Origin of the sequence: Crossiella cryophila (genome assembly GCF_014204915.1) — a bacterium.
GTDB lineage: Bacteria > Actinomycetota > Actinomycetes > Mycobacteriales > Pseudonocardiaceae > Crossiella > Crossiella cryophila.
This window is the reverse complement of record NZ_JACHMH010000001.1, coordinates 8,445,927-8,468,073: the sequence shown is the minus strand read 5'-3', so window position 1 is coordinate 8,468,073 and position 22,147 is coordinate 8,445,927. Positions and strand designations below refer to the sequence as shown.

At 71.0% G+C, this 22,147-nt stretch carries 18 protein-coding genes; 13 read left to right on the top strand and 5 right to left on the bottom strand.

The features are described 5' to 3' along the window. Nucleotides 1-29: 29 nt before the first annotated feature. From HNR67_RS36355 to HNR67_RS36330, 6 genes are all read left to right on the top strand, one after another. Nucleotides 30-455 (top strand): roadblock/LC7 domain-containing protein, encoded by a 426-nt coding sequence (locus HNR67_RS36355; protein WP_185007446.1) that lies wholly within the window; start codon nucleotides 30-32, stop codon nucleotides 453-455. 4 nt (nucleotides 456-459) lie between these two features. Next, complete coding sequence (locus tag HNR67_RS36350; protein ID WP_185007444.1) at nucleotides 460-831, top strand: DUF742 domain-containing protein; 372 nt, start codon at nucleotides 460-462, stop codon at nucleotides 829-831. Further along, complete coding sequence (locus tag HNR67_RS36345) at nucleotides 812-1,441, top strand: GTP-binding protein (RefSeq protein ID WP_185007442.1); 630 nt, start codon at nucleotides 812-814, stop codon at nucleotides 1,439-1,441. The genes HNR67_RS36350 and HNR67_RS36345 overlap by 20 nt, the downstream gene beginning before the upstream one ends. 187 nt (nucleotides 1,442-1,628) lie before the next feature. Further along, a complete protein-coding gene (locus HNR67_RS36340) occupies nucleotides 1,629-2,726 on the top strand; it encodes a tryptophan dimethylallyltransferase family protein (RefSeq protein ID WP_312988844.1) in 1,098 nt (365 codons plus the stop codon). Between the two features lie 20 nt (nucleotides 2,727-2,746). Then, nucleotides 2,747-4,114 carry a tryptophanase gene (locus HNR67_RS36335; RefSeq protein WP_185007438.1) on the top strand — a complete coding sequence of 456 codons (1,368 nt, stop codon included), beginning with the start codon at nucleotides 2,747-2,749 and terminating at the stop codon, nucleotides 4,112-4,114. A gap of 1,601 nt (nucleotides 4,115-5,715) precedes the next feature. Then, nucleotides 5,716-6,630 carry a hypothetical protein gene (locus HNR67_RS36330; RefSeq protein WP_185007436.1) on the top strand — a complete coding sequence of 305 codons (915 nt, stop codon included), beginning with the start codon at nucleotides 5,716-5,718 and terminating at the stop codon, nucleotides 6,628-6,630. A gap of 13 nt (nucleotides 6,631-6,643) precedes the next feature. Here HNR67_RS36330 and HNR67_RS36325 read toward each other — a convergent pair whose 3' ends face one another. Further along, entirely contained in the window at nucleotides 6,644-8,125 is a 1,482-nt protein-coding gene (locus tag HNR67_RS36325; protein ID WP_185007434.1) for an SDR family NAD(P)-dependent oxidoreductase, read from the bottom strand. A gap of 65 nt (nucleotides 8,126-8,190) precedes the next feature. Beyond that, nucleotides 8,191-9,375 carry a M28 family metallopeptidase gene (locus HNR67_RS36320; protein WP_185007432.1) on the bottom strand — a complete coding sequence of 395 codons (1,185 nt, stop codon included), beginning with the start codon at nucleotides 9,373-9,375 and terminating at the stop codon, nucleotides 8,191-8,193. A gap of 147 nt (nucleotides 9,376-9,522) precedes the next feature. On the opposite strand from HNR67_RS36320, the gene HNR67_RS36315 reads away from it, so the two are divergent. From HNR67_RS36315 to HNR67_RS36305, 3 genes are all read left to right on the top strand, one after another. After that, nucleotides 9,523-10,479: a M28 family peptidase gene (locus HNR67_RS36315; protein ID WP_185007430.1), complete on the top strand. Its 957-nt coding sequence runs from the start codon at nucleotides 9,523-9,525 to the stop codon at nucleotides 10,477-10,479. An 84-nt stretch (nucleotides 10,480-10,563) separates the two neighbouring features. After that, on the top strand, nucleotides 10,564-11,583 hold the full coding sequence (locus HNR67_RS36310; RefSeq protein WP_185007428.1) for a helix-turn-helix transcriptional regulator: 1,020 nt from the start codon (nucleotides 10,564-10,566) through the stop codon (nucleotides 11,581-11,583). Further along, nucleotides 11,580-12,413 carry a hypothetical protein gene (locus tag HNR67_RS36305; RefSeq protein WP_246492670.1) on the top strand — a complete coding sequence of 278 codons (834 nt, stop codon included), beginning with the start codon at nucleotides 11,580-11,582 and terminating at the stop codon, nucleotides 12,411-12,413. The genes HNR67_RS36310 and HNR67_RS36305 overlap by 4 nt, the downstream gene beginning before the upstream one ends. Here HNR67_RS36305 and HNR67_RS36300 read toward each other — a convergent pair. Continuing rightward, on the bottom strand, nucleotides 12,410-12,733 hold the full coding sequence (locus tag HNR67_RS36300; protein ID WP_185007426.1) for a hypothetical protein: 324 nt from the start codon (nucleotides 12,731-12,733) through the stop codon (nucleotides 12,410-12,412). The genes HNR67_RS36305 and HNR67_RS36300 overlap by 4 nt on opposite strands. A gap of 33 nt (nucleotides 12,734-12,766) precedes the next feature. Further along, the gene (locus HNR67_RS46510; RefSeq protein WP_185007424.1) at nucleotides 12,767-13,600 is read right to left on the bottom strand and encodes a GNAT family N-acetyltransferase; all 834 of its coding nucleotides are present in this window, start codon (nucleotides 13,598-13,600) and stop codon (nucleotides 12,767-12,769) included. Nucleotides 13,601-13,642: 42 nt separating this feature from the next. Here HNR67_RS46510 and HNR67_RS36290 point away from each other — a divergent pair, with 42 nt between their 5' ends. Next, the gene (locus HNR67_RS36290) at nucleotides 13,643-15,415 is read left to right on the top strand and encodes an HSP90 family protein (RefSeq protein ID WP_185007422.1); all 1,773 of its coding nucleotides are present in this window, start codon (nucleotides 13,643-13,645) and stop codon (nucleotides 15,413-15,415) included. Next, a complete protein-coding gene (locus HNR67_RS36285) occupies nucleotides 15,412-18,213 on the top strand; it encodes an ATP-binding protein (RefSeq protein ID WP_185007420.1) in 2,802 nt (933 codons plus the stop codon). Before HNR67_RS36290 ends, HNR67_RS36285 begins: the two co-directional genes overlap by 4 nt. A 2-nt stretch (nucleotides 18,214-18,215) precedes the next feature. Here HNR67_RS36285 and HNR67_RS46505 read toward each other — a convergent pair whose 3' ends face one another. Beyond that, a complete protein-coding gene (locus tag HNR67_RS46505) occupies nucleotides 18,216-19,061 on the bottom strand; it encodes a helix-turn-helix domain-containing protein (protein WP_185007418.1) in 846 nt (281 codons plus the stop codon). 18 nt (nucleotides 19,062-19,079) lie between these two features. On the opposite strand from HNR67_RS46505, the gene HNR67_RS36275 reads away from it, so the two are divergent. Both HNR67_RS36275 and HNR67_RS36270 read left to right on the top strand, forming a co-directional pair. After that, nucleotides 19,080-19,550 carry a VOC family protein gene (locus HNR67_RS36275; RefSeq protein ID WP_185007417.1) on the top strand — a complete coding sequence of 157 codons (471 nt, stop codon included), beginning with the start codon at nucleotides 19,080-19,082 and terminating at the stop codon, nucleotides 19,548-19,550. A gap of 439 nt (nucleotides 19,551-19,989) precedes the next feature. Next, nucleotides 19,990-22,035: a glycoside hydrolase family 2 protein gene (locus HNR67_RS36270; RefSeq protein WP_185011522.1), complete on the top strand. Its 2,046-nt coding sequence runs from the start codon at nucleotides 19,990-19,992 to the stop codon at nucleotides 22,033-22,035. Nucleotides 22,036-22,147 lie beyond the last annotated feature (112 nt).

The following is a 22,147-nucleotide window of genomic DNA, read 5'->3' as shown; positions in this document are numbered from 1 at the left end:
GCGGCCTCGACGAAGAAGGTCAGCCCAGCATGAGCGACAAGGCTTCTCGGAACACCGATCTGAACTGGCTGCTGGACGAGCTGGTGCAGCGGACCGTCGGCGTCCGGCACGCGGTCGTGCTCTCCTCCGACGGCCTGCTCATCGGCCGTTCACAGGACCTGTCCAAGGATGACTCCGAGCACCTGTCCGCGATGGCCTCGGCCTTCCAGAGCCTGGCTCGCGGCACCGGCAGGCACTTCGGCGGTGGCGCGGTGCGCCAGACCATCGTCGAGATGGAGCACGCCTACCTCTTCGTCACCGCGGCCGGACGCGGCGCCTGCCTGGCGCTGCTGGCCGAGGAGACCGCCGATGTCGGCATGATCGCCTACGAGATGAACCTCCTGGTCAAACAGGTGGGTGTCTACCTGAGTTCGGCACCACGGGAGACCGCCGCCGCCAACCTCCCGAGGAGCTGAGCGCATGCCGGTGGACGAGGAAATTCACTGGTTCGACGAGGCGGCCGGTCCGCTGGTGCGGCCGTACGCGATGACCAGGGGGCGGACCAGGCCCGGCAACACCGAGCTGGACCTGGCCACCCAGATCGTCAGCGTGCTGACCGACAACGACCTGCAGACCCTGACCCCGGAGCAGTTCTCCATCATCGACCTGTGCAGGCATCCCCTGTCGGTCGCCGAGGTCGCCGCCTATATCGATGTGCCGCTCATCGTGGTCAAGGTGCTGGTCAGCGACCTGATCGAACGCGGCGACGTGGTCACCCGGTACGCCGGGGCCGTGGAAAGACCGAGTAGGAACCTACTGGAGGCGGTGCTCGATGGTGTCCGCAGGATCTGACCCGCAAACCGAGTTGGTGATCCCCACCTCGGTCAAGGTGCTGGTCGCCGGCGGCTTCGGCGCGGGGAAGACCACGCTGGTCGGCTCGGTCAGCGAGATCCCCCCGCTGAGCACCGAGGAGTTGCTCACCGAAGCCGGTGAGGACGTCGACGACCTCGCCGGGGTCGAGGGCAAGACCACCACCACGGTCGCCCTGGATTTCGGCCGGATCAGCATCAGCACCGAAATCGTGCTGTACCTTTTCGGCACGCCGGGACAAAATCGGTTCTGGTTCATGTGGGACGAATTGGCCAATGGCGCGATCGGCGCGATCGTGCTGGTGGACACCCGTCGGTTGGACAGTTCTTTTCCGTCCGTTGATTTCTTCGAGCGGCGGAAAATCCCGTTCGTGGTCGCGGTCAACTGTTTCGACGGAGCGCACAGTTACGCGCCGGAAGAGGTGCGCAAGGCGCTGGTGCTCAACCCGGAGGTGCCGGTGCTCATGGTCGACGCGCGGGAGCGCGAGTCGAGCAAGCGGGCCCTGGTGACCCTGGTCGAGCACGTGCTCGCCCGGATGGCCGAGTCGGCGGGTGAAGACGCGGCGCTGGTCAGCCCGGGTAACAGTGTGTAACCGTGTGATCTCGTACCTGTGCACGAACGGCGGGCGCGGTGCGTCCGCCGATCATGCCCGATCCCATGAAAAATGCGTTCCGTAACTTGCAGCTGGTTGTCATGGTCACCGGGAGAGCGGTGTCGTCGTGATCTCCGTTCGGCTAAGTTGATCAGCCGTCGGTCCAATAACGACGATACGGAGTCAGATGGGCATGGCTGCGCTCTCGCTGGCTGACGACATTTCCGCAAGAACGAACGAGCTGTGTCGAGCGGTCGGTTTTTCGGAATTCACCGATGAATACGCCGACCTCGTGCGGGAAATGCTGGGACCCGGTGGTGACCGTCCGCTGGGACAACCACCGGCCTGGCCTTCCGACGTGGCTGACGACCACACCCCGGTCGAGTTCTCCCTCGCCGTCGACCACGCGGGCCGCCCCGCGGTGCGCCTCCTCCTGGAAACCCAGGGGGACCGCGCGTCCGTCCGAGCAAACGTTTGCGCTGCTCGGGACCTGTTGCCCCGGCTGGCCGAGCGCTACGGCTTCTCGCTGGCCCCCTTCGAGGCGGTCGCCGACCTGTTCCTGCCCGCCGACCCACAGGGCGGCTTCGCCTGGTGGTGGTCGGTCGTGCTGCGACCGGCCGCGCCACCGGCGTTCAAGATCTACTTCAACCCGGAGGTCCGCGGCAGGCACGTCGCCGCCGGCCTGGTCGCGGCCGGACTGGACCGGCTCGGCTTCGGCGGCGCCTTCGGCACACTCAAGCGGCGCGCGCTGCGCCCCGGCGGCGACCTCGACCGCTACTCCTTCTTCTCCATCGACCTGCACACCCAGCCCGACCCCAGGGTCAAGGTGTACCTGTCCCACCACGACGGCGACCTGGCCCAGCTGCTGCGCGCGGCGGGCGCGGCCAGGGAGGTCGACGAGGAACAGGTCCGCGAGTTCACCGCGATCGCCGGCGGCAACCAGGGCCGCTTCACCGGCAGGCCGTTGATCTCCAGCCTGTCCTTCCTGGCCGGGGACACCGACCGGGCCAGCGGGTTCTCCGTCTACCTGCCGGTGCGCGACTACGTCGAGGACGACGAGGTCGCGCTGGACCGGGCGCACGCGCTGCTGGCCCGGCACGGCCTGGACCGGGCGCTGCTGGACCGGGCGCTGTCCGCACTGGCCCGCCGCCCGCTCAACGAGGGCGTCGGCCTGATCCCGCACCTGTCGCTGCGCACGGGCCGGCCGCACGCCGGGCTCACCGTGTACCTGTCGGCCGAGAGCTACGCGGTCACCCCGCCGCGGCCCGAATCGCTCGCATCCTGAAAAGAGACGGAGCACCCCGCATGCCGTTGATGGAGCCGTACCGGATCAAGGTCGTCGAGCCGATCCCGATCACCACCGCGGAACAGCGCGAGGCCGCGCTGGTCGAGGCCGGGTACAACCAGTTCAACCTGCCCGCCGACGTGGTCACCATCGATCTGCTCAGCGATTCCGGCACCGGCGCGCTGTCCGCGGCCCAGCAGGCGGCCTCGGCGCTGGGCGATGAGTCCTACGCCGGGGCGCGCTCCTTCTTCCGGTTCCGCGAGGTGGCCGAGGAGCTGACCGGCTACCCGCACCTGATGCCGGTGCACCAGGGCCGGGCGGCCGAGCGGATCCTGTTCACCGCGTTGCTGAAGCCGGGGCAGTTCAGCGTCAGCAACACCCACTTCGACACCACCAGGGCCAACGTCGAACTGCTCGGCTGCACCGCCCTCGACCTCCCCGGCCCCGCCGCCAGGAACCTCGACGAGCCGTCCCCGTTCAAGGGCGACATCGACCTGGAAGCCCTGCACCGGGTCCTCACCGACGGCACCCCCGTCGGCCTGGTGATCATGACCATCACCAACAACGGCGGCGGCGGCCAGCCGGTCTCCATGGCCAACCTGGAAGCGGTCGCGCAGCTGTGCCGCACCCACGAGGTGCCGTTCTTCCTGGACGCGGCCCGCTTCGCCGAGAACGCCTGGCTGGTCACCCAACGCGAACCCGGCTACCAGAACCACACCCCGCGCGAGGTCGCCCGCCAGGCATTCGACCTGGCCGACGGCTGCGTGGCCAGCCTGAAGAAGGACGGCATCGTCAACATGGGCGGCCTGCTCGCCCTGCGCGATCCGGACCTGGCAGGCCGCTGCGAACTCCTGCTGATCGCCACCGAGGGCTTCCGCACCTACGGCGGCCTGGCAGGCCGAGACCTGGACATGCTCGCCCAGGGTTTGCGCGAGGTCACCGACCCCGCCTACCTCGCCACCCGAGCCGACCAGTCCCGCTACCTGGGCGACCTCGCCGTGGCCGCAGGCGTCTCCATCGTCCAGCCCGCAGGCATCCACGCCATCTACCTCAACGCCGGCCGCCTACTCACCCACCTACCCCCCAGCGCCTTCCCCGGCCACGCCCTCGCCCTCGAGCTGTACCGCCGCGGCGGCATCCGCTGTGCGGAACTGGGCTCGCTGTACCTGGGCGAGTTCGACGAGCAGTCCGAGCTGACCAAGCCCGCGCCCCACGAGCTGGTCCGGCTGGCCATCCCGCGCCGGGTGTACACGCAGAGCCATCTCGAGTACGTGGCGGAGATCCTGGCGGAGATCGCGAAGGATCCGGAGCGGGTGCCGGGGTATCGGCTCACGCACAACCCGCCGCTGCTGCGGCACTTCAACTGCCGACTGGCTCCTCGCGCCTGACTCGCTCGTCCGGGGCTCGCGGCGCGTTGCCCGGTGCCTGCTGCTGGGCACGCCGCGGTTCCTGCTCGTCGCCGTTCCCGCTTGCCGCTGTCCCGCTCGCGGCTGGCACCGGCCTGGCTGCTTGCCGCTGGCGACTTGCTGCTGGCGACCAGCCAGACCGAGGCTGGTGCCGTGCTCGGCTCCGGCGACGACCCTCTGCCCGGCAGCACCGCAAGCTCCGCGTGCGAGCCCCCGCACAGCAGCGGCCCCTGGCTCCTGCTCGGCTCCGGCCGCGGTCGCTGCTTGGCTGCCCGCCCAAGCGAGCGGTTGCTGCTTTGGCTGCCGCGCGAGTGGCCGGTGCTCGTCGCTCGTCCTGTCTGAGCCGGGGAGCCCGGTCCGCCGCCGCCACCGTTCCTCTGCGGAACGCGGAAACCCCGGTTTTGGTTGCCTTCATGTTTGGATCTTGTCGCTCGGACGAGTGAATGGTGGCCGTTCACTACGCCTGAGGCGGGTACGAAGTGGGGGCGAAGTGGTGCTGGTTCGGACCGCTGGTCTGTTGTGTTGCGAGGTGGTGTGCCAGCCATTTTACGGCCGAGTTCGAGGGGTGCCGGACCAGTTTCCACAGGGCCGGGGGTGGCGTGTCGGCGCTGGGGGTGGGCTGGGTGGGAGGTGGCAATTTTCTTGCGTTCGCGGCAACGGGGGTGGGTCTGGTGCTGATGTGGTGGTGCTGCCGGGTGGGTTGTTGAGCGGATCTGTCCCCGTCGGCATGGTGGCCAGAGGATCCGTCGCCGACCTCACCTCGGGTTTTGCCTAGAGTCCTTGATGGAGCGGCCCAGAGGACGGCGGCCCCTTGCCGTCCCCCTGTGGCCTCGGCGCCGCACTTGCGCCGGTTCTCCGTCAGTGCGTGCCGGAGTTGCCGGTGTCGAGCACTTCCTGCTTTTTCGGGTTCACAGCGTGACCTCCCCACTCTTCTGGTACCTGCTTTCGTGGGATCGCAGTCACTCCCACGGGTGTTAGCCATACCTCATCACTGTCCCCCCGTGTCCGGCAAACCCGCCACAAAGTCACGCATCCGGAACCTGCCTTGACCTCAGGTCACCGCTCAGGGTTGCGGAGATGGGGAGGAACCTGAATCCGCCGCGGCCGGTTGGCGACCAGTCCCAGCCCGTCCGGCCACGGCTGCGGTTGGTCCAGCCTGTGGGGCCGGCTCCGGGGCAGCCGCCGCCGCAGTGGCCTGGTCCGGATCTGCCCGCGCTGCGACCCCGGCCCGCCACCGCCCACCCACCGGGCCCGGCCCCCGCCCCGGCCCCGGTGGCGCGGTCGCGCAAGCCCACCGACGAGACCGACGTCCGGCTGGCCATGGAGTGCCCGTTCGGGTGTGGGGTCACGGTGCGTGGGCATGTCGCCGAGATCGTGGGGGAGGTGATGGGTGTGCATGTGTGGCTTTGGCATGAGTGGCAGTTCTCTGATCGGCATCATGGGCTGCCGCCGATCGTGACGTTCCGGTAGTCCGTGCGCCGCCGACCGGGTTGAGTTGGCCGCCCCACCGGGTGGTTCCGCAGGTCAGGGGACGCGCTCGCCAGTACCTTCGCGCCAGGCCCAGGTACGGCGAACGGGGAGACATGAGCACCGGGACCACTGACGCCACCACGTTGACCGTCGAGTTGCGGCGGGACGAGCACGTCGATCTGCGGCTGGTGCACGAGATGTTCCAGACCCTCGGCGAGCCGCGACCTGAGCTGGACGAGGAGGACCGTGGGGTCCTGGGCGCGGTGGTCGCGCGCCGGGGCGAGGTCCTCCTCGGCTGGGTCGAGTTGTTCTGGCCGGAACTGCCGGAGACCGATGCCGGGTTGCAGTGGGTGTTGGTCGAGCGGGAGGCCCGGCGGGTCTCCGGCTCGGTGGGCGAGGGCTCGGCCAGTGAGGTCGAGGTGTTGTCCGTGCTGGTCACGGCCGCGGTGGAGCTGGCTCGCGAGGCGGGCTGCACCGGGGTTCGGTGGTGTGACACCGAGGGTGGACTGGATCGGCGGGTGGCGGCCGAGGTACAGGCCGTCACCGCGGCCGAGCTGGGGCGGGTCTGGCGGCTGGAACTGGCCGGCTGGCAACCGCCTGCCGGCCTGCCGGAGGTCGCGGTGCGCGAACTGCCGGTGGAACCGACCGACGCCGAGCTGGCCGAGTACGTGGAACTGTGCTCGGCCGTGCTCGGCGGCGACTGGACCGTCGACGACGTGGCCGACGCCGTCGGCGCCGACCTGGCCGGTTACCTGACCGTGGACCTGCGCGACGCCGACGGGCGCCCCAAGGCGTTCACCACCGCGGTGCTCGTCGACGACGAGACGGCCGAGGTCGAACTCGTCGTGCACCGGGACACCAGCGCGGCCGAACTGCTGGTGCTGCTGGTCGCGGTGATCGAGCAGGCGCGCGCCGAGGTCTCCGGGCTGGTGGTGCGCGAACTGGAGGATCCGGTGCTGGCCGAGGCCCTCGCGGGGGCCGGGCTGGTGGTGGCCGACGAGTGGCTGGCCTACCGGCTGGCCTGCTGAGGCACCGGGCGGGTCACCACGCTGAGGGCGCGTAGTCCTTCAGGAAGCAGCCGAACACGTCCTCGCCCGCCTCGCCGCGCACGATCGGGTCGTACACCCTGGCCGCGCCGTCGACCAGGTCGAGTGGGGCGTGGAAGCCCTCCTCGGCCAGGCGCATCTTGGTCGGGTGCGGGCGTTCGTCGGTGATCCAGCCGGTGTCCACCGCGGTCATCAGGATCCGGTCGGTGGTCAGCATCTCGCCCGCGCTGGTGCGGGTGAGCATGTTCAGCGCGGCCTTGGCCATGTTCGTGTGCGGGTGGCCTGGGCCCTTGTACTTGCGGCTGAACTGGCCTTCCATCGCCGAGACGTTGACCACGTACTTGCGTCGCGCCGCCGCGGCGGCCATCGACGGGCGCAACCGGCTGATCAGGATGAACGGCGCGGTCTGGTTGCAGAGCTGGACCTCGAGCATCTCCAGCGCGTCCACCTCGTGCACCCGCTGGGTCCAGCTGTTCACATCGTGCAGGTCGGGCACCAGGCCGCCGGCGTCGATGGCGATCTCGGCGGCCACCCGCTCCGGCGAGGCGGAGCCCGCGGTGAGGGCGAGCGCGGTCAGGTTGTGCGCCGCCGCGCTGGCCTCGCTCGGCGAGGCCGAGGACAGCGAACCGGCCAGCGCGGCCGGGTGCGCGTCGCTGGTGTGGCCGAAGGTGATCAGCTCCGGCAGCGGGCCGGCGGGCAGCGGCGCGGACTCGGCCGATTCCAGCAGCGCGTAGGAGCCGGGGGAGCGGCGCACGGTCTGCGCGGCGTTGTTGATCAGGATATCGAGGGGGCCCTGTTCGGCGACCGAGTCGGCCAGCGCGACCACCTGGGCCGGGTCGCGCAGGTCGATGCCGACCACGCGCAGCCGGTGCAACCAGTCGGCGCTGTCCTCCATGGCGGCGAAGCGGCGCACCGCGTCGTTGGGGAAGCGGGTGGTGATGGTGGTGTGCGCGCCGTCACGGAGCAGCCGCAGCGCGATGTACATGCCGATCTTGGCGCGGCCGCCGGTGAGCAGCGCGCGCCGCCCGGTCAGGTCGGTGCGCGCGTCCCGGCGGGCCCGGTTGAGCGCGGCGCACTCGGGGCAGAGCTGGTGGTAGAAGGCGTCGACCAGGTTGTAGCGCTGTTTGCAGTGGTAGCAGGCGCGGGCCCGGATCAGGGTGCCCGCGGTGGCGCCGGCGGCGTTGGACACCAGCGGGATGCCCCTGGTCTCGTCGTCGATGCGCTCGGGCGAGCCGGTGGCGGTGGCCGCGGTCACCGCCCGGTCGGCGTCCAGCACGGCCAGCCGTTTGGCCTGGCGGCGGCGCTTGCGCACGTCCTTGAAGATCCCGGCGGTGGCGCGGCGGACGGCCACCGCGTCCGGGTGTTCGGTGTCGAGTTCGCCGACCTCGGCCAGCACCTGGAGGCAGATCGCCATCCGGTCCCGGTCGATCCCGGGGCCGTCCGCCTGCTCGATCTCCTCGTCGACACTCGCTGTCATCGCTGCTCAATCCGTTCCGCTACGCCGCTACCGCCCTGAACACTGTACGTGGCGGCCGGGCGCGGTCAGCCGGACAGGGACCAGACCGCGTGCGCGACCGCGTCGGTGTTGCGGTCCAGCGCGGTGACGTCGATGTTGCGCGCGGTGTCGCAGGCCCGGTGGTAACAGGGGTCATAGGGCGCACCCGCGGTGCCGCCCCACTTGCGGGCCTGGGCGGCGGTCTTGCGGCCCTCGGCGCCGGTGAACGGGCCGCCGACCGGGATGTTGTACCGGGTGAAGGAGGCGTGGTCGCCGCGGCCGCCCATGTCCAGGTCCTCCACCGGCACGCCGATCCGGGCGTAGTACTCCTTCAGCGCGCGTTCGATGGCCAGCGAGCCCGCGGGGTAGCGGTCGCCGTCGAGCACGAAGTAGGCGGTGTTCACCGAGCCGATCATGTCCACGTTGAGGTAGGACTTGATCTTGGCGCGCTCGGCGGCAGGCAGGGTGTTGACGTAGTGCGCCGAGCCGATCATCCACAGTTCCTCCGCACCCCACCAGGCGAACCGCAGGTGCCGTTTGACCGCGGGCTTCTCCCTGGCCACGGCGAGGGCGACCTCCAGGATCGCGGCCGAGCCGGAGCCGTTGTCGTTGACGCCGGGGGCGGTGGTGACGCTGTCCAGGTGCGCGCCGGTGAGCAGCACGTCGGACTCGTCGCCGCCGGGCCAGTCGGCGATCAGGTTCCAGCCGGTGGCGCCGCGGTAGGTGAAGGGCTGCAGGGTGGTGCGGAAGCCCGCGGTGTCCACAATGGACTTGAGGTGGTCGATGGAGGCGCGGTAGCCGGGGCGGCCGTGCGCGCGGTTGCCGCCGTTGGCTGCGGCGATGGCGTCGAAGCGGGCGAGGTGGCGTTGCACGGCGGCGACCGGGATGTCGGGGGCGGCGGGGGCGGAAGCGCCGTGGGCGACGGTCGCGTCGGCGGGGATTCGCGGGGTGGCGAGGGCCGGGGTGGCGGAGGTGTCCGGGGTGGCGGTGGTTTGGCTGGAGGCGATTCCCGGAGTGGCGGCGCTCCGGGAAGTGGCGGCCGCGAGGGTGGCGGCGATCCGGTCGGAGGCGATCCGCGGAGTGGTGCCGATCCGGACAGCGGTGGTCGCGAGGGTGGCGGCGGGCAGGACGGCGGCGGTCCCGGGGTTGATGGCGGGCCGGGCAGTGGCCGTCGCGGGGGTGGCGGGGAGCAGCAGGGCGGTGGCCGTGGCGGCGAGGAGCAGTCTTCGCATGGCGGAAGTCTGTTGTGGCGCAACGCCTCGGGCGGGCTCGCGACGTAATTGCGCCAGCGGCACACCGCATCTCCGCCAGCCCGCCCGGGACCCCGCGCCGGGCACCTAGCGTGCGGCCGTAGGTTCCCGGACCCTAGGAGCGTGCTCATGCCTGTGACAAGGACAGTCTCGCGGGCCCTCACCGCGCTGACAACCGTTGCCCTGCTTGGCTTCTCCCTCGCCGCCCCGGCGATCGCGGCCTCCAGCACCGGCCAGGCCCGCGCGGCCGCGATACTCAGCGCACCGATATATGCCGCGCCGCCGAATATCCCGGACGCGAACGTGATGGCGCACATGCAGCAGTTCCAGGCCATCGCCGATCGCAACGGCGGCAACCGGGCGCACGGCCGTCCCGGCTACCGGGCCTCGATCGACTACGTCAAGGGCAAGCTGGACGCCGCCGGGTTCCGCACCACCCTGCAGTCCTTCACCCACAACGGCGCCACCGGCTGGAACCTCACCGCGGACTGGACCAGCGGCGACGCCAACCAGGTGGTGTTCCTGGGCGCCCACCTGGACTCGGTGACCGCCGGACCGGGCATGAACGACAACGCCTCCGGCTCGGCCGCCGCCCTGGAGACCGCCCTCGCGGTGTCCAGGGAGAAACTGGTGACGCAGAAGAAACTGCGCTTCGGCTGGTGGGGCGCTGAGGAACTCGGCCTGATCGGCTCCCGCTACTACGTCAACGCACTGCCGGCCGCCGAACGCGCGAAGATCAAGAGCTACCTCAACTTCGACATGGTCGGCGCCCGCGGCACCACCACCTGGGGTGTCTACAACGACAACGCGAGCATCCAGCAGATGTTCCAGGCCTACTTCCGCGGCAAGGGCATCCCGACCCGCACGATGAGCATCGGCGGCCGCTCCGACCACGCCAGCTTCGCCAGGGTCGGCGTCCCGGTCGGCGGCATCGGCAGTGGCAACGATCCCTGCTACCACCAGCGCTGCGACACCATCACCAACGTGGCCGCCAACGTCATGGGCGTGGCCACCAACGCCGCCGCGCACAGCGCGTGGACCCTGGCCGGTGCGACGGTCGCGGCGAGGCAACCCGCCGCCGCGTAGGTGGGTGACCCTCCGGGCGGCGGGTAGCCTCCCGCCGCCCGGGGCGGTAGATGTCGAGTACCCCTGCTGCTCGGAGTGTGTGGCATGTTGGAGGTGCTCGGCCTCACCGCTGATCAACAGCGCGTCTACGAGATCGTGCTGACCCGCCCGTCCTGGACCACCGACGAACTGGCCCTGACCGCCCGCCTCGACCCCGCGCACACCGCCGACCTGCTCACCTTCCTCGACCAGGCCGGCCTGGTGGTCGGCGCCGACGGGCGCTGGACCAGGGTGCCGCCGGACTCGGCGATCGAGTCCTACATCGTCTCCCACCACCAGCGGCTGCACCGGGTGCGCGCGCTCATCCCGGCGCTGATGACCATCTACGACCGGGCCACCGGCGACTCGGAGAACCACGGCCCGGTCGAGCTGCTGCGCGGGCACGCCGCGATCGGGCGGCGCTGGGCCGGGTTGCAGCGCGCCGCCCGGTTCGAGGTGTGCCAGTTCGAGCGGCCGCCCTACGTCGCGGGCGCGGCCAACGAGGAGGCCAGGGGCGCGCTGGCCGCCGGTGTGGTCTACCGGACCGTCTACGACGCGTCCTATGTGGACTGCGCGCACGTGCTGGACGCCTTGCACCGCAGGCGATCCCGTGGCGAACGCATCCGGGTGCTGCCCGGACTGCCGACCAAACTCGGCCTGGTCGACCGGCGCTGGGCGATCCTGCCGGTGGCCATCGGCCACGAGACCGACAGCGCGCTGCTGGTCTCCGCCTCCGCCCTGCTGACCGGGTTGCGCTCGCTGTTCGAGCACTCCTGGCAGCGCGCCGCCCCACTGCCCGGCCAGCACGCCACCCCCGGCGTGGACTGGCGGGTACTGGAACTGCTCGCCGCCGGGCTCACCGACAAGACCATCGCGCTGCGCATGGGCGTCAGCCTGCGCACCGCGCAACGCCACGTCCGCGCGCTGATGGACACCCTCGGCGCCACCAGCCGGTTCCAGGCCGGGTTGCGCGCGGCCGCATTGGGACTACTCGACCGCGGAATGCTCGACCGCGGCCAGCGTGGCCGGGTAGGGTCCGAACCGGCTCCGCCGCGCCATCCGTCCGTCCCCCAGGAGCGAGCATGACCCGCAGGAACGCCCTGCGCAGCGCCGCCACCGCCATCCTCGTCTCGACCGCCCTGATCCTGGGCGCCCTGCCTGCCTCGGCCGATGTCGGTCCCTGGCGGACCCTCGGCTCCGACTACGCCCGCCCACTGGATGAGAGCCAGGGCCTGACCACGATCATCCGCAACGGCAACGGATCCATCCGCTACACCGGCATCGGCACCATCCCCCTCGACGTGCGCACCAGGGGCTGGGACCACGTCGGCGACCCCGGCTCCCGCGCGGGCGTCTACGTCGAGCCGTACCAGAGCAGCACGTTGCGCGCCAAGATGTTCCGGGTGCAGACCCCGGACGGCCGGTGGGCGGAATACGTGCACCAGCTGGAATCCTGGGAGGCCATCAACAACTCCTTCGCCGCCGTCTCCCCCGACGCCAGGTGGCTGGTGTCAGGGGAGTGGGGTGAGATGAACCGGCTGCTGGTCTTCCCCAACCCGGGGGTGACCGTCACCGATCCGGGCAAGAACCTGCCGTACGCCTTCGCGATCCGGCTGGACCGCACCGTCAGCAACCTCCAGGGCTGCGAGTTCACCTCGGCCACGCAGCTGCTCTGCCCCTCCGACGGGCCGGGCAAACAGCTGCTCCAGGTCGATCTGGACGCCGCGCTGGGCGGCACGGACGTCCGGGGGGTGGTCCGGGAGCTGGGCCAGTTGCCGTTGCAGAGCGGGTGTTCCGGCAGTTTCGAGGTCGAGGGCATCGACTACGACTTCCGGGACGGCACGTTGCGGGTGGTCGTGCTCTCGCCGAGCATCTGCGTGGCCTTCGACAGCAAGACCTGGCGGTTCCGCCGCTAACTCCGGCGCAACCTCGGGTAGTAGGCGAGGTGATCGGCGTCCTCGCGGGCGCGGATCTCGGCCACCGAATGCATGGTGGGCAACGGCGCGTACCGCGGCAGCCGGCTGCGGTGCGCGCCGATCCGCACCGCCGGTGCGGGTCGCGGACGTCGGGGCGGGGCCAGCCGGTCCATGACCTGCCTGGCCTTGGCGAGCAGTTCCCTTGGCTGGGGCAGGGGTTTGGGCTCGGCCAGGCCCGGTCCGCTCCACCGCCACAGGATGGCGATCCCCACCAGCGCGGGCAGCATGACCAGGATTCCGGCGATCGATGCGGTGCTCATGCTCCGGCCAACGTCCGGTGGTACGGCAATGGTTCAGCGGGTTCGGGTGAACACCACCGATCGGCCGATCGGCGCCAGACCCAGCCCGGCGTAGAGCCGCGCGGGCACCGGGTAGGCGGCATCGCCCCTGGGTAGCACGGTGGCCGTGCTCGCGCCCAGCGCCCGCATCCGGTGCAGTGCGGCCAGGCACACCGCCCTGGCCAGGCCCAGCCCGCGGAACTCCGGATCGGTGCCCACCGGCTCGAACGTGCCGACCCTGGCCCGCGAATCCAGCCAGCCCAGGCAGAACGCGGCCGCGCGGCCGTCCGGGGCGTGCACCACCAGGTCCAGCTCCCGCCGGTACAACCAGGCCCTGGTGACCTTGGTGTAGCTCTCCACGGTCACCCGCGACGGGTGGAACGCGATCCGGTGGATGTCCACCCTGGCAACAAGATCGGTGGCCTCGGCGATCGTGAACCCTTCCGGCAGCACGACTTCCGGCAGCTGGTCGAGACCGCCGACCATCCGCCGGAAAAACGGACCATCCACAGTGGACTCGGCGTACCCGTTGGCGCGCAGGGAGTCCACCAGGTGCCACTCCCGGTCCAGCACGTGCACCGACAGCGGCTCCGCGGCCACCGACCCGGCCCAGTCCAGCACCTCGCCCACCAGGTCCGCCGACTCCGGCCGGGTCTGCAGGTACAGCGAGCCGGGCAGGTCCACCCAGCCCCAGGCCAGCACCGTCGATCCCCGCCGCCACAACCGGGTCGGCCAGTCCGGCCCGCGACCGAGATGCTGCAACCGGGACCAGGTCAGCTCACCCGGATGCCAGCGGGAGCCCGGCGTCCACACCGCGTCCGACAATTCCTGCATGCCGCGCTCGTCCACCGGCCTAGGATGGCCCGAGCACATCAGGGGGGACGAATCATTTTGGATCGCACATTCCAGGTGGACCTGCGTGGCGTGGTCGACCTGCTCAGCCACCACCTCTACTCCAGCCCGCGGGTCTACCTGCGCGAGCTGCTGCAGAACGCCGTCGACGCGGTGACCGCCCGCCGGGCCGTCGAACCAGGGGCGCCCGCCGCCATCGCGATCGACACCACCGGCACGACACTGACCATCACCGACACCGGCATCGGCCTGTCCGAGGAGCAGGTGCACGAACTGCTGGCCACCATCGGCCGCAGCTCCAAACGCGATGAGCTGGGCTTCGCCCGGCACGAGTTCCTCGGCCAGTTCGGCATCGGCCTGCTCTCCGCGTTCCTGGTCGCCGACGAGGTCACCGTGCTCACCCGCGCGCACACCGGCGCGCCCGCGGTGAAATGGGTCGGCCGGGCCGACGGCACCTACCGGATCGCCGCCGCCGACCGCGCCGAGACCGGCACCACCGTCGTCCTCACCGCCAGGGCTGGCGCGGAATCCTGGTTCGCCGGGCCCACCGTGCTCGAACTCGCCACCCTCTACGGCTCGATGCTGCCCTTCCCAGTCACCGTCGGCGGCCGGCGGGTCGCAGGCGACGGACCGCCCTGGCGCGCGGACGAGCGCCCGGCGGGACAGCGGCTGGCCGACCTGGTCGGCTACGCCCAGGACACCTTCGACTTCACCCCCTTCGACGTGGTCGAACTCGACGTGCCCCAGGCCGGGCTCACCGGCGTGGCCTACGTGCTGCCGTTCCAGGCCAACCCGGCCGAACGCGCCGGACACCGCGTCTACCTCAAACGCATGCTGCTCACCGAGAGCGCCGACGGGCTGCTGCCCGGCTGGGCCTTCTTCGCCCGCTGCGTCATCGACGCCGCCGAACTGCGCCCCACCGCCAGCCGCGAGGCCCTCTACGACGACGGCCTCCTGGAAGAGGTGCGCGAGGCCCTCGGCGCGCAGCTGCGCGGCTGGCTGGTCGGTCTGGCCGCCACCGACCCCGGCAGGCTGGCCCGGTTCCTGGGCGTGCACCACCTCGGCGTCAAAGCCCTCGCCCTGCACGACGACGACATGCTCGCGCTGGTCGACGAGTGGCTGCCCCTGGAGACCAACATGGGGCGGATGACCCTCGGCGAGTTCCGCGCCCGGCACGGCCGGATCCGCTACACCAGCACCGCCGAGGACTTCCGTCAGCTCGCCGCGGTCGCCTCCGCCCAGGGCCTTGCCGTGGTCAACGGCGGCTACACCTACGACAGCGAGATCATCGCCAGACTGCCCGCCCTGGACCCCGACCTGGTCGTGCAGCGCCTGGAACCCGGCGAGGTCATGACCCGGCTGGCCCCACTGGACCCTGGCGTCGAACTCGGCCTGCGCCCCTTCCTGGCCAACGCCCAGCGCGCCATGGACCGGCTCGGCTGCGAGGTCGTGCTGCGTGCCTTCGACCCGGCCGCGCTGTCCGTGCTCTACCTCATCGACCGCGACGCGGCCTTCCAGAGCGAGCTGAAAGCCACCAGGGCCAAGGCCGACCAGCTCTGGGCCGGGGTCCTGGCCGCGTTCGAGAAACCCGCCGAGGACCGGCCGCGACTCGTGCTCAACCACCGCAACGCCCTGGTCCGCCGGATCTGCGCGCTCACCGACCCGGCCATGGTCGGCCTCGCCGTGGAAGCCCTCTACGGCCAGGCCCTGCTGCTCGGCTACCACCCCATCCGGCCGGCGGATGCCGCCCTGCTCAACCGCTCGTTCCTCGGCCTGCTCGAGGCGGCCGTGCCCCAGGAGGACAACCAGTGAGCCCCGAGGAACTCGAGGACAAGCTCCGGGTCAGCCACGACCTGCCCTACGGCCCGGCTCGCACCGCCGCGGTCGAGGAGGTCATCCGGCACGCCGACGCGCTCGGCCTGGCCGAACTCCAGTACGCCGCCCGGATCTTCAGCCTGCAGGCCTACCGCTACGGCGCCGAACCGGCCAAGACCTTCGTGCCCTTCGCCTGGTGCCTGGCCGCCTACGACCGCGGCGAGGGCGACCGGCGCTTCGACCACCACCTGTTCTGGAACTTCAAGGGCATCGTCAGCGCACTGGCCGACTTCCCCGAGGTCCCCCTGGCCCAGACCCAGGCCGTGCTCGACGACATGGAACGCCGCTACCGGCTGGCCGGCCACGGCATGAATCCCGTGCACCAGTACCGGGAAATGCTCGCCAGGCACATCGGCGACCGGGACACCGCCGCCGAACAGTTCCGGCTCTGGGACGCCAGCCCGCGCGGCGAACTCTCCGACTGCGTCGGCTGCGAACCCAACGGCAAGATCAACCACCTGGTCTGGCTGGGCCGGGACGAGGACGCGGTGGCCGCCGCGCTGCCGGTGCTCACCGGGCAGCTCAACTGCCGGGAACAACCGCACAGCATCCGCACCGACCTGCTGCTGCCCTACCTGCGCACCGGCAGGCTCACCGAGGCGGCCGAGGCCCACCGCAGCGCCTACCGGGCCGTCCAGCACGACCGCGCCGAACTCGGCCTGATCGCCAAACACCTCGTCTTCTGCGCCCGCACCGGCAACCAGCCGCGCGGCCTGGACATCCTGACCCGCCACCTCGGCTGGCTCGACGAACCCAGCAACCCCAACGCCGCCATGCGCTTCGCCGCCGCGGGCGCGCTGCTGCTGACCAGGGTGATCGAGGCCGGTCACCCGGACACCCCGGTCCGCCGCCCCGCGCACCGCGACCGGGCCGCCGTGGACTGGCCGGCCACCGCGCTGCGCGACGAACTCGCCGACCAGGCCCTGGCCCTGGCCGCCCGTTTCGACGCCCGCAACGGCAGCACCGAACAGGGCGACCGGATCCGCGCCACCCTGGCCGCGGAAACCCTGGTCGAGCACCTGCCGCTGTCCGGCCCGGCCCGCGCCGCCACCCGCCTGAGCGTGGCCACGCCGCCGCCGGTCAGCTACCCGGACACCCCCGGCGACCTCGCCGACGCGGCCGAGGCCGCCACCCACCGCGAGGACGACGAGGTCGCCGCGGCGCTGTGGGCCCGCTTCGACCAGGTGTGCCCGGAACCGCCGCCGCTGCTGCGCGCCCGGCGACTGGCCGCCACCGCGCAGGCCGGCTTCGACACCGACCCGGACGGCGCCAAGCACTGCCTGCGCGAGTCCATCGCGCTCTTCGCCGAGCACGGCGAACCGGTGCGCGCCGAGACCTCCCGCAGTCGCCTCGGCCTGGTGCACTGTTACGACGGCGACGGCGACACCGGACTCGCCCTGCTGCGCGCGGCCGTCGAGGCACTGCGCACGGCGGGGGACGAGGAGGCGTTGATCCGCGCCGAGTCCAGGCTCGTCGACGGCCACTTCCGCCTGGACGAGGACGAGACCGCGGCCCGGCTGGCCCGGGAGCTGGTCCAGCGCACCGACGGGCACCCGGACCGGCAACTCGCCGCCGACATGCTGGTACTGGCCACCCACATGGAACTGGGCCTCGGCGAGGAAGGCGTCCCCGCCGCACTCGATCTCGCCCGGCGCGGCCTGGCCGTGCTCCGCGAACTGGCGCCGGCCGGCGCGCTGTGGCAGCACCTGTGCACCACCGGCAACCTGACCGCCGCGACCGGTGAGCTGGAAGCCGGTTACACCCTGCTCACCGAGGCGTTCCAGGCCGTCGACCCGGTCGTGCGCAGCTACGCCCTGCACGAGGCCGGCCGGGTGGCCATGGCCATGGAGCGCAAGGCCGACGGCTACCGGCACCTCACCGACGCGGTCGCCGAGGCCCTGCGCCACCAGGTCGAATCCCTGCCCCGGATCAGGATCGACCTGGCCATCGCGGCCATGGCCATGGACCTGCCGGAGGAGGCCGCCGACGCCGCCGAGGAGGCCATCGCCGCGATCGAGGACCCGGACCTGCTGGCCCGCGCCAAGTTCATCCTGGCCGACCCCTACCGCGTGCTCGGCCAGCACGACTCGGCGCTGGCCCTGCTGGATGACGTCGCCGCGCACTGCGCCGCCGGGGACAACGTCTACGGCCTGGCCCAGATGCACGGCATCGCCGCGGACATCCTGGACGAACTCGACCGCGACGCCCAGTCCGCCCAGCGCCACCTCGCCGCCGCCGAGGCGCTGAGCCGGGTCGAGGAGACCCTGCGCGAACTCGCCCACCGCCGCCGCGCCGCCCTGTCCTGGCACTGGGCCCGCGAACCCGGACAGGCCCGCGCCGCCCTGGCCACCGCCGACCAGCTCGCCACCACACTGGGCCAGGAGCCCGAAGAGGTCTTCAACCGCGCCATCCTGGACTACGACGCGGCCCGCATCCTCTCCGCCGCCGAGGACCTCAACCCGGCGCTGGCCAGGGCGAACGCCGCCGCCGAGCAGTTCAGGAGCCTCAACGGCGCGGAGGAGCCCACGCTGACCGCCGACGTGCTGCGCGGCCGGTTGCTGGTCCAGCTCGGCCGGGGCGAGCAGGCACACCCGCTGCTCACCGCGGCCCTGGCCCGGCTGCCCCAGGACGCGCCGCAACGCGAGCAGATCGAAGCACTGCTCACCGAGATCGGCCCGGTGGCCGAGGAACCCGAGCCACCCCGATCCCGCTGGCCCTGGCGCAATCGCGGCTGAGGTCAGGCGCTGACCGGGGCCTGCCGCGACCGGCAGGCCTCGGCGTAGGCGACCGGCGTCAGCCCGATCGCCCTGGTGAAGTCGCGGATGAAGTGCGACTGGTCGAAGTACCCCAGCTCCAGGGCGACCTCGGTCCAGGTGCCGGAGGTGCCCTCGGCCAGCCGCGCCGCGGCCTCGTGCAACCGGTACCGGCGCAGCACCCACTTCGGACTCACCCCGACATGCCGGTGGAACAACCGCTGCAACGACCGCGGCGAGATCCCGAAGCGTGCGCACACATCGCCCACCCGGCTGATCTCCCGGTCATGCAGCAACGTCCGCACGATCCGCCCCACCTCGGCGGTCTCCGCCGCCACCCCCGGCCAGCGCGCCCGCAGCCACCGCTCCGCCACCGCGACCAGCTCATCCAGCCCCCGCGCCGCAGCCAGCTCGGCGGCCATCACCTCCGCGTCAGCGCCCCACAACGCCGACAACGGCCGCACCTGATCGGTCAGCTCCGCCACCGGCGCACCCAGGAACGGCAGGAACCCACCCGGCCGGAACTTGACCCCGAACACCCGCCCCGCGCCCTCATAGGCGTAGCTGAACCGCGAGCTGCCCACCCCGCTGACGGCCAGCCGCCCCCGGTCGAACACCAGGTTCACACACGGATGCGGCAACAACGTCACCGAAGCCCGCCTGCCCGGCGGCAGGTCCCAGGACACCAGCCAATACCGCTCCACCAACGGCGCCAGATCCGCCGACACCGGCACCCGCTCCAGGGTGAAGTCGACATCCCGCACCCCGAGCACCCCGTACTCGCTCGTCGTGGCGAGCTGTCGCGTTTGTCCAAGCCGGTCGGTCGGCACCCGGTCAGGATGCCTCACATGACCGACAACACCGCCGCGACCGGCCCCGCCCCCACCGGCTACCACCGCCTGAACACCTTCTTCGCCACCCCCGACTGCGCCAAGGCCATCACCTTCTACCAGGAGGCACTGGGCGCCGAGGTGGTCAAACGCATGGACGCCCCCGACGGCCAGGTCCTGCACGCCGAACTCCGCCTCGGCGGCTCGATGTTCCAACTCAGCGAACCCATGCCCGACTACGGCATCCTGCCCAGCCCGGCCGAGGGAAACGCCTTCACCATGACTTTCTGGACCGCTGAGGTGGACGCGGTTTACGCCCGCGCGATCGAATTGGGCGCGACTCCGGTGAGTCCGGTCGACGATGTCTTCTCGGGGGACCGGATGGGGGTTTTCCGCTGTCCGGCGGGAATCCGCTGGTGCATCGCCCGGCATGACCGCGACGTCCCTGACGAGGAAATCGCCGCCGCGGCCCTGGAATGGAGCAGTTGACCGGACCCGCCCGGAAACCCTGGACTGATCGGCGATCGAGGAATACCGCAACCCCAACCCGACCCGAATCGCCAAGCCCAGGGTGTCCGGGCGGGGCGTGACGGGGTCGCAGTGGGAGTGGCGGCCCCGCCACGTGCGGTCGAGGGAGACCGCCGGCGACACCGTCGCGACCCCCAGTCACGACGGTGCCTTCGGTGATCAGTTGTAACCGGTACCGCGTTGTCTGGCTTCGATGGCGACGACGTACAACCAACCGCCGCACAACGCAGGCAGACTGACCTGCGCGGACAGCTCCGGCGACTAATGGCTCTTGCTGTCCGGACCGGACGCTGGCTACCTTGCTGGATCGTTCAACCAGCAGAACACCGTTCACACACATGAACAATGAGGTGGTGTTGTGTCCCGGTTCCGCCTGTTCGCCCTGGTTCTCTCGCTCGTCATGGTCACGACCGGTCTGGTAATCACCGCGCCGGTCGCCGCCGCCTACGAGGCGCCCCTGCTACGTCAGCATTCCGGACTGGATTCCGGCTGGCGATTCACTCGCGCCGATGTGCCGGGTGCGCAGGCGCCCGGGTTCAATGATTCCTCCTGGTCGGCTGTTTCCGTTCCGCACACCTGGAATTCGCGGGACGGGCAGGACGGGGGGAGCAATTATCACCGTGGGGTTGGCTGGTATCGGCGGACGGTGACGCCGTCGGCTGGGTGGACTGGCAAACGCGTGTGGTTGCAGTTCGACGGGGTCAATTCGGTGGCCGAGGTGTGGCTCAACGGGACCCGGCTCGGTGAACACCGCGGCGGGTACGCGGCATTCCGGTTCGACGCCACCGCCGCCCTGCGCATCGGGCAGGACAACATCCTCGCGGTGCGGGTCAACAACGCGGCCAACCCGGATATCGCGCCCATCTCCGCCGACTACACCTTCTTCGGCGGCATCTACCGCTCGGTCCGGCTCACCGCCGTCGACCCCCTGGCCATCCGGCTCGGTGACTACGGCGGGCCCGGTGTCTACCTGCGGCAACGCTCCGTCACCGCCGCCTCCGCCACCGTCGAGGTGACCAGCAAGGCCTGGAACAACCACCCCGCCGCCCGGCAGGTGCGGGTGCGGACCGTGGTCACCGACGCGGCCGGTGGGATCGTCGCGGAGACCACCTCCGCCACCAGGAGTGTGGCCGCGGCCAGCGAGTTCGCCACCGTGCAGAGCCTGACCGTGCGCAACCCGCGGCGCTGGCAGGGCAGGACCGACCCCTACCTGCACCAGGCGCATGTGGAGATCATCGACGCGGCCACCGGGCGGGTCACCGACGTGCTCACCCAGCCGCTCGGGCTGCGTGCGGCCACCGTCGACCCGAACACCGGGTTCTCGCTCAACGGGCAGCGGCTCCAGTTGCGCGGGGTCAACGCGCACCAGGACCGGCTCGACCACGGCTGGGCGGTCAGTCCGGCGCAGCAGACCCAGGACTTCGACCTCATGGACGAGATGGGGGTCAACGCCTACCGGACCGCGCACTACCAGCAGTCCCAGCACGTCATGGACCTGGCCGACCGGCGCGGCTACGTGGTGTGGACCGAGATCCCGCTGGTCAACCAGGTCACCGACTCAGCGGGCTTCCGGGCCAACCTGCAGCAGCAGCTGTATGAGCTGATCCGGCAGAACTTCAACCACCCCTCGGTCTTCTTCTGGGGCATCGGCAACGAGCAGGCCAGCGACAACGCCGTCACCAACGGGATACTGGACACCCTCGCCGCCCAGGTCGACGCCGAGGACTCCGGCCGGCTGTCCACCTACGCCACGCACAAGGGCGACACCGACGGGCTCGCCGGTCACACCCAGGTGATCGGCTACAACAAGTACTACGGCTGGTACGGCCTCAGCGACACCGGCCCCGGCAAATGGGCCGACCAGTTGCACGCCAAGGATCCCGGCCGCCGGATCAGCATCAGCGAATACGGCGCGGGCGCCAGCGTGCACCAGCACGAGGAGAACCCGAAACCGCCGGTCACCACCGGGAAATGGCACCCGGAGGAATACCAGAACCTGCTGCACGAGAACCACTGGAAACAGCTCGACGCCCGGCGCTACCTGTGGGGCAGCTTCGTCTGGAACATGTTCGACTTCGCCGTGGACAGCCGCTCCGAGGGCGACACCGACGGCCGCAACGACAAGGGCCTGGTCACCTACGACCGGCAGATCCGCAAGGACGCCTTCTACTACTACAAGGCCAACTGGACCGAGACGCCCACCGTCTACCTGGCCAGCCGCCGCTGGACCCAGCGCACCGCCGCGGCCACCACGGTCAAGGTCTACGCCAACCTGGACTCGGTCACCCTCACCGTCAACGGCGTCTCGCACGGCGCCAGGACCTCGGCCGACCGTATCCACACCTGGCCGGTGACCCTGCGGCCCGGCGCCAACACGGTCACCGTGACCGGCCTCAAGAACGGCCACACCCACACCGACACCGTGACCTGGAACCTGGCCGGCTGAGCCGGAAGGAGAGAAGGCCCGCACAACTCCTCCTGTTGTGCGGGCCTTCCCTGTGCGCGATCCCCAGTTCTCGCGCCCTGCACGGCCCCAGTACTCCCCAGTACTCGCGCCA